Origin of the sequence: Shewanella sp. 4t3-1-2LB, from assembly GCF_017368415.1 — a bacterium.
In the GTDB taxonomy this organism is placed as follows: Bacteria; Pseudomonadota; Gammaproteobacteria; order Enterobacterales; family Shewanellaceae; genus Shewanella; species Shewanella fodinae.
On sequence record NZ_JAFNJD010000038.1, the window covers coordinates 39632 to 46234 of the forward strand.

Below are 6603 nucleotides of genomic sequence, written 5' to 3' on the forward strand. Positions count from 1 at the left end.
CAACATAATAAGCCGGCAATGTCCGGCTTTTTTTATGGGGCGCTAACGGCCAACCCCTGAGTCAGCAATTGATAATCACTGATCGAAGGGAAATGCGTAAAACGGGTGTTTGGACGTTTGCTGTCGGGATTATTGATCCCCAACAGATGCTGGATGCCCGCCTCCCTGGCGGCGAGTAAGATGTTTTCGTTGTCATCCACAAACAGGCAACGCGCTGGTTGTAGTTGAAAACGTGCAAATACTTGTTGCCAGAACAGTGGGGATTCTTTGGGAACACCCAGTTGATGACTTGATAGTACGACGTCCAAATACTGGTCCAGATGCGTATGTTGCAGTTTTAGTTGCAAACTGTGTGGATGGGCATTGGTCAGTAATATCCGTTTTTTCCCCGCTTGTTGTAATGCCAGCAGAAACGGCACGGTATCCTGAAGCAGGCGGATTTTATCCGTAATACTGAGGTGCAATGCCAGAATATCCAGCCGCAACTCCTGCGCCCAGTAATCCAGACAATACCATTGCAGTGTTCCCTCTACCCGTAGATAAGCGCTCTGTACCAGCTGTTGGGCCTCTGAGCGACTGATATTTCTTTGCACGCTAATGGCGTCAGGCACCAGCGATAGCCAGAAATAGTTGTCAAAATGCAGGTCCAGCAGAGTGCCATCCATATCCAGTAATACAGTGTCAATTTGCGCCCAGGGGAACATGCCAGCCTCTGTTAATTCCTGCTAATTGGTATAACATTGCAACCTATATCACATTTTTTCAGTTGGCAAGCGAGGCCTGAATGAGCAAACGGCAGCAAAAGCCGGAAATTCTTGCTACAGAAACTGTCGCTCAGAGTCGCCTATTCCATATAGAACAGGTGCACTTACGTTTTTCCAATCAGCAGGAACGTTATTACGAAAGAATGAAAGGCGGCTCTCGTGGTGCAGTGATGATAGTGCCAGTGCTGCAGCAACAGTGGCTGTTGCTGGGGCGCGAATACGCCGCTGGCACCGATAGCTATGAACTCGGATTCCCTAAAGGTCTGATTGACCCTGGCGAGACTCCGGAGCAGGCTGCCAACCGAGAACTACAGGAAGAGATTGGCTACGGTAGCAGTCACTTAGTGCATTTAAAAGAATTGAGTCTGGCTCCAGGCTATTTTGCCAGCAAGATGCAGATATTTCTGGCAGAAGATCTGTACGAGAGCCGTTTAGAAGGCGATGAGCCGGAGCCGATTGAAATGGTCCGTTGGGCGTTACCGGAATGGCGTGGCTTGCTGGAATTGAGTGATTTTTCTGAGTCTCGTAGTGTCAGTGCCTTGTTTTTGGCACTAGAGCGACTGAAACTTAAAGGATGATGGGTTGAACCCGCAAAGAGATGGTGCCGAGAAAACGGCCGCTGACTTTAATTGCCTCTGCAGTGAGGTTGGAGTGGTTATGAAGCCAGAAGAGTTGCTGGAACAGGTCATAGCAATAGCTAGCGACGCGGGCAAGATGATCCGCGGTATCTATCAACAGGGCAGTTTTCAGCAGAACATAAAAGACGACCTGACCCCAGTCACCTCGGCAGATATTGCAGCGCACGAACTGATCACTCAACGTCTCAGTCAATTAACACCTGACATTCCGGTACTGTCCGAAGAAGCATCCGATATCCCGTTGGCCGAGCGTGGACACTGGTCCAGCTACTGGCTGGTGGATCCGCTGGATGGAACCGGGGAGTTTATTGCAGGCAGTGGTGACTTTTCGGTGATTATTGCGTTGGTGCAGCAGCATCGGCCCGTGTTGGGTGTGGTGTATGTGCCAATGTCGGAAAAATGTTATTACGCGGTCGTGGGCCACGGCGCTTTTATTCGCCACCACGGCGTTGCGCAACGTATTCACAGCCGACAACCCGCGCCAGCACAACACTTACGGCTTGCAATTAGTCGGCGTCAGGATCCGGCAAAAGTTCTGCGGTTATTCAGAGAGCCTGAGCATTGTGAACTACTGCCTTTAGGGGGCGCGGCACTGAAGAGTTGCATGGTGGCCGAAGGGCGTGCCGATTGTTATGTGCGTGTCGGTCCTACTGGAGAATGGGACACCGGCGCTGCGCAGATTATTATCGAGGAAGCCGGTGGTCGTCTGCTGGATACTTCATTGCAGCCACTGACCTATAACGAGCGCGACACACTGGAAAATCCCAATTTTATAGTGATGGGCGCACCAGAATTGGCTTGGGAACATATCCTCAAAGCCGTTTAGATTTGACGTTCATCCAACCATTGGTTGATTGCCGCCTGATCGCCCCGAAATAAAATCCGCTCAGCCTTTTGCTGTAACTGGTATTCATACATAGGATCGTAATAACGCGTCAGCAGTAGGGCGATCCATTCCAGATGTAATGCAGTATTGTTACGTTGTTGCTGTTCTTGTAGCGCCTGCGTCATCAATGCTTGTAACTCGCTCGCCTGCTGTAATCCCAAGCGTTTACGGATACCGTTGATGCTTTGATATAGATATTGCGTAAAGGCGGTAAAACCAGCTTCATCGCCATCACGTTGACAGAACTGACGGCACATTTTGTGGACATATTGCTCCAGCAATCGCTGTAATCTTTGCTGCCAGGGCGCTTCCAGCACCACCATATTGGCCGCCTGCATGTTGTTAAAAAAAGGTGTTGGAATAAAACAGTGGCCAATCAGATGACTTTCATCTTCCAGTAGCAGGCAACTGGGCTGACGTTGCTGATGTTTGAGGATGGCGATCGCCAATTGATTTTCAAAATTGATCTGGGTCGGCTGCGGTGTTAATTCTTTACCGAAGCTGGAACCACGATGATTTGCGGTTTCCTCCAGATCGACAGCTTCTTGGGGCCGTTGTTGGATGACGTCGGTTTTCCCCGAACCAGTAGTGCCACTGAGTATCAGTATCTGGGGGGCTAACTGCGGCGCTTCTAACGTTTGTAACAAAAACTGCCGCATCCCTTTATAACCGCCTGCGACATAAGGTATGTCTACGCCGGCTTCACGCAGCCAGCCCTGTGAAATCTGCGAGCGCATACCACCGCGGAAACAATAAAGATACAGGTCGGGATGTTGCTGATAAAACTGTAGCCACGCCTCTACGCGCGCGGCTTTGGTTGCCCCATTAACCAACTGATGCCCTAAGGCAAGTGCTGCACTTGGCCCATGATGTTGGTAACAGGTACCCACCTGCTGTCGCTCGTCATCGGTCATCAACGGCAGATTGTTACTTCTTGGAAAGGCCCCCTTCGCAAATTCTACGGGGGCCCGTAAATCGATAAGTGGCCTATCATTAAGAAAAATTTCACGATAGACCGCAGCGGCAACCACAGATTGACTCATTATTGCAGTTGGATCCATTCGGCATGTGGCTGGCGTTCTGACAGCGTACCAATTTTATAACCAGTGACACCGTGGGTGGCCAATACATCCAGCAGTGCCGCTTCCTGTGCAGGCGCTACGGTGATTAGCAAGCCGCCGCTGGTTTGTGGATCGCACAGTAAGGCTTTCTGCCGCTCGTCTAGCTCAGGCAGATGTTCACCGTAACTGTCAAAGTTGCGGTGGGTTCCTCCGGGAATGCAGCCCTTAGCCAAATATTCTTCCACTTTGGGTAACAACGGTAACTTGGCAATATTGAGCGTAGCTGTCAGTTTTGCGCCCTGACACACTTCCAGCAAATGCCCGGCCAGCCCAAACCCGGTGACGTCTGTCATCGCATTTACGCCTGCTAAGCGTGCGACTTCGGCACCGATTTTGTTCAGTTGGCACATAGCGTCTGGGGCGATGTGACTATCTGCTTCTGCCAGTTTCTTTTGCTTCTGGGCGGTGGTTAGGATGCCAATCCCCAGTGGTTTAGTCAGATACAGTAGGTCACCCGATTTGGCGGTGTCATTCTGCTTCAAATGCGCCAAATCAACTTTACCGGTAACGGCCAAACCGAAAATGGGTTCCGGTGCATCAATGCTATGGCCTCCCGCCAACATGATCCCGGCATCTGCACAGGCTTGGCGGCCACCGTCCACCACTTGCTGGGCCACTTCCGGTGCCAGTTTGCTGACCGGCCAGCCCAGAATGGCAATGGCCATCAATGGCGTGCCGCCCATGGCATATACGTCACTGATGGCGTTAGTGGCCGCTATTCTGCCAAAGGTAAATGGATCGTCCACAATGGGCATGAAGAAATCGGTGGTACTGATAATGCCAGTGTGCTCATCCAGTTTGTATACCGCAGCGTCATCTCGGGTCTGGTTCCCTACCAATAAATTGGGATCGGTAAAGCCCGGCAGTTGTGAAGCGAGAATTGTCGTGAGCACTTTGGGAGAAATTTTACAGCCACAGCCAGCGCCGTGGCTGTACTCGGTAAGTTTAATCTGAGCTTCGGACATCTGAGACTCCATATCGTTGGATGCGAAGCTCCGATCTTAACCCTAAACGGCTGCGTTACAAGCTGACTGTGTCGCGATTATCAATAAATTGCGGATTAGCCACCAAGACTCGCCGTCAGCTGTTGCCAGTGACGCTGTTGCTGGCGAAAGCGACGTTTTAGTTCGGCCACTTGAGGTAAAAGCTGTTCGTGCGCTAGTTGATGTCGTTTTGCCTCCAACAGTTGTTTTTTGGCTTCATAGTAGGCCAGCAGGTGCTGCTTCAATTCTTCATATTCTCGCTGCACTCGTTCTAGCAACTCATCGGCATTCGTCAGGTGTGTTAAACGTTTCTGGGCCCGCTTTAATTGCATCTGCAACTTGGCTGCGGCAATTTTTTCTTGTGGTACCTGCCGTAGCTCACTTGCTAAACCACACCAAGCTAAGGTCCGGATCAACCATTTGGTGGGATCGTAGTGCCACCAACGAATACCATTACGGTAGTCATGTTCAAATATATGGTGAAAGTTGTGATAGCCTTCGCCGTAGGTCAGTAGCGCTAAAATACCGTTATCTCTCGCCGTGTTGCGGTCGGTATAAGGCTGACGTCCCCACACATGGGCCAGCGAATTAATAAAGAAAGTACAGTGATGTACCACCACCAACCGCAATAATCCAGCCAGCAGTAGCATTGACAGCACATCGCCATGCAACCAACCCAGCAGTAGAGGTAAGCCAATATTCATCAGCGCCGCCAGCCACAGGTAATATTTATGCTGCCACATCACCACTGCGTCCTGTTGTAGATCGCGAGCATTACTGTAATCGGCATAACGCTCCGGCTGATACTCTCGTAACATCCAACCAATATGGCTAAACCAGAAACCTCTGTTAGCTGAATAAGGGTCTTTGTCGTTGTTGTCTACATGCTTGTGGTGCACCCGGTGATCCGAGGCCCAGTGCAACGCACTGTTCTGAAATGCTAGGGCCCCGCCAAGAGCATATAACACTCGCACCAGCGGATGTGCCTTGTAGGCTTTATGGGACCATAAGCGGTGATATCCCGCGGTGATGGAGAGGCCAGCCGCAAAAGCCAGTATCACAAACCAGCTCCACTCTACAGCATCAAAACCATGGCTGAATCCGCGCCAGGGCACGAGTATACAGGCTCCGGCAAAGGTACTGATAAAGAAAAGGACGTTAATCCAGATAAGGGGTGGCTGCTTCATATATGTCATCCCGAAGATATTGGGCTTACAAGTGTAAGCCAAAATGCAAGGCTTAGCCAATCACACCTTTGGTCTAAGGGTCTTTGTTTATCTGTCAAAGCAGGTATTATCTGCCTAACAGCTTAAGAGTAGGGCAAAAATATGGGTGTAAGAGCGCAACAGAAAGAGAAAACCCGCAGAGCATTGGTTGATGCTGCATTTAACCAACTAAGTGCAGAACGCAGTTTTTCCAGCCTGAGTCTGCGTGAAGTGGCTCGCGAGGCCAATATTGCACCTACCTCATTTTATCGCCATTTCAAGGACATGAATGAACTGGGTCTGACCATGGTCGATGAAGGCGGGCTAGCTTTGCGGCAGATGATGCGCAAAGGTCGCCAGCGAGCCGAAGCTGGTGGCAGCGTGATCCGTATTTCTGTCGAAACCTTTATGGAAGTGTTGGAATCCAACCCCAACGTGTTCCGTATTTTGCTACACGAACGTTCTGGCACATCAGCCGCCTTCCGCGCCGCCGTTGAGCGTGAAATCGAGCACTTCATTTCTGAATTGTCACATTATGTTGAAGATTCTGCCGGCCGCAGCCCCGATCTTGCCCGAGAACAAGCTGAAGCGCTGGTGATCTTGGTGTTTAATGCCGGTGCAGCAGCGTTGGATATGAAGCGGTCAGATCGAAAGCTGTTAGCTGACCGACTCGTGACGCAATTGCGGATGGTAGTGAAAGGTGCTGAAGCGTTACAACAAAAGCGAGACAACCCAGAACTGCGTGCCCGCCTATCCCGCTAGTTTTGACTTAGTCAGTAATTTTGCTGGGGTATAACGTTAGCGTCAGTATGAGCGTGGTATAAAACTGACAATCCTACAACGGTTTATGTAAACACTAATAAAATTGAAAATTATCAACTGAATCGCCACTACTTCACTAGACGACTTTTAGCCTCATTAAAATACTGACGTTCATACTCTAACGGTGATAGTCCATCATTGGAACTATGCTGTCGTTTCGGGTTGTAAAACATCTCAATATAAT

At 50.2% G+C, this 6603-nt stretch carries 8 protein-coding genes; 3 read left to right on the forward strand and 5 right to left on the reverse strand.

The window, feature by feature from the left end:
* Positions 1 to 32: 32 nt before the first annotated feature.
* Complete coding sequence (gene yrfG / locus J3L11_RS13925; RefSeq protein WP_207571387.1) at positions 33 to 704, reverse strand: GMP/IMP nucleotidase; 672 nt, start codon at positions 702 to 704, stop codon at positions 33 to 35.
* An 80-nt stretch (positions 705 to 784) separates the two neighbouring features.
* Here yrfG and nudE point away from each other — a divergent pair, with 80 nt between their 5' ends.
* Complete coding sequence (nudE, locus tag J3L11_RS13930; RefSeq protein ID WP_207571388.1) at positions 785 to 1342, forward strand: ADP compounds hydrolase NudE; 558 nt, start codon at positions 785 to 787, stop codon at positions 1340 to 1342.
* Between the two features lie 79 nt (positions 1343 to 1421).
* Complete coding sequence (cysQ, locus tag J3L11_RS13935; protein ID WP_133040278.1) at positions 1422 to 2228, forward strand: 3'(2'),5'-bisphosphate nucleotidase CysQ; 807 nt, start codon at positions 1422 to 1424, stop codon at positions 2226 to 2228.
* Here the strand turns inward: cysQ and mnmH are convergent.
* From mnmH to J3L11_RS13950, 3 genes are all read right to left on the reverse strand, one after another.
* A complete protein-coding gene (gene mnmH / locus J3L11_RS13940) occupies positions 2225 to 3331 on the reverse strand; it encodes a tRNA 2-selenouridine(34) synthase MnmH (RefSeq protein ID WP_207571389.1) in 1107 nt (368 codons plus the stop codon). The two genes, cysQ and mnmH, sit on opposite strands and share 4 nt — an antisense overlap.
* Positions 3331 to 4374 carry a selenide, water dikinase SelD gene (gene selD / locus J3L11_RS13945; RefSeq protein WP_207571390.1) on the reverse strand — a complete coding sequence of 348 codons (1044 nt, stop codon included), beginning with the start codon at positions 4372 to 4374 and terminating at the stop codon, positions 3331 to 3333. Before selD ends, mnmH begins: the two co-directional genes overlap by 1 nt.
* 95 nt (positions 4375 to 4469) lie before the next feature.
* Positions 4470 to 5579 (reverse strand): fatty acid desaturase, encoded by a 1110-nt coding sequence (locus J3L11_RS13950; RefSeq protein ID WP_207571391.1) that lies wholly within the window; start codon positions 5577 to 5579, stop codon positions 4470 to 4472.
* Positions 5580 to 5720: 141 nt separating this feature from the next.
* On the opposite strand from J3L11_RS13950, the gene fabR reads away from it, so the two are divergent.
* Entirely contained in the window at positions 5721 to 6359 is a 639-nt protein-coding gene (fabR, locus tag J3L11_RS13955; RefSeq protein WP_133040274.1) for an HTH-type transcriptional repressor FabR, read from the forward strand.
* Between the two features lie 128 nt (positions 6360 to 6487).
* On the opposite strand, the gene J3L11_RS19670 is transcribed toward fabR, so the two are convergent.
* Positions 6488 to 6603: IS3 family transposase (locus J3L11_RS19670; protein WP_347566507.1), on the reverse strand; the 116-nt coding region annotated here is incomplete at its 5' end.

Bases quoted from the DNA above. Each gene is read 5' to 3' on its own strand.
- J3L11_RS13950 (WP_207571391.1), bottom strand. From the start codon at position 5,579: ATGAAGCAGCCACCCCTTATCTGGATTAACGTCCTTTTCTTTATCAGT.
- selD (WP_207571390.1), bottom strand. From the start codon at position 4,374: ATGTCCGAAGCTCAGATTAAACTTACCGAGTACAGCCACGGCGCTGGC.
- nudE (WP_207571388.1), top strand. From the start codon at position 785: ATGAGCAAACGGCAGCAAAAGCCGGAAATTCTTGCTACAGAAACTGTC.
- yrfG (WP_207571387.1), bottom strand. From the start codon at position 704: ATGTTCCCCTGGGCGCAAATTGACACTGTATTACTGGATATGGATGGC.
- fabR (WP_133040274.1), top strand. From the start codon at position 5,721: ATGGGTGTAAGAGCGCAACAGAAAGAGAAAACCCGCAGAGCATTGGTT.
- mnmH (WP_207571389.1), bottom strand. From the start codon at position 3,331: ATGAGTCAATCTGTGGTTGCCGCTGCGGTCTATCGTGAAATTTTTCTT.
- cysQ (WP_133040278.1), top strand. From the start codon at position 1,422: ATGAAGCCAGAAGAGTTGCTGGAACAGGTCATAGCAATAGCTAGCGAC.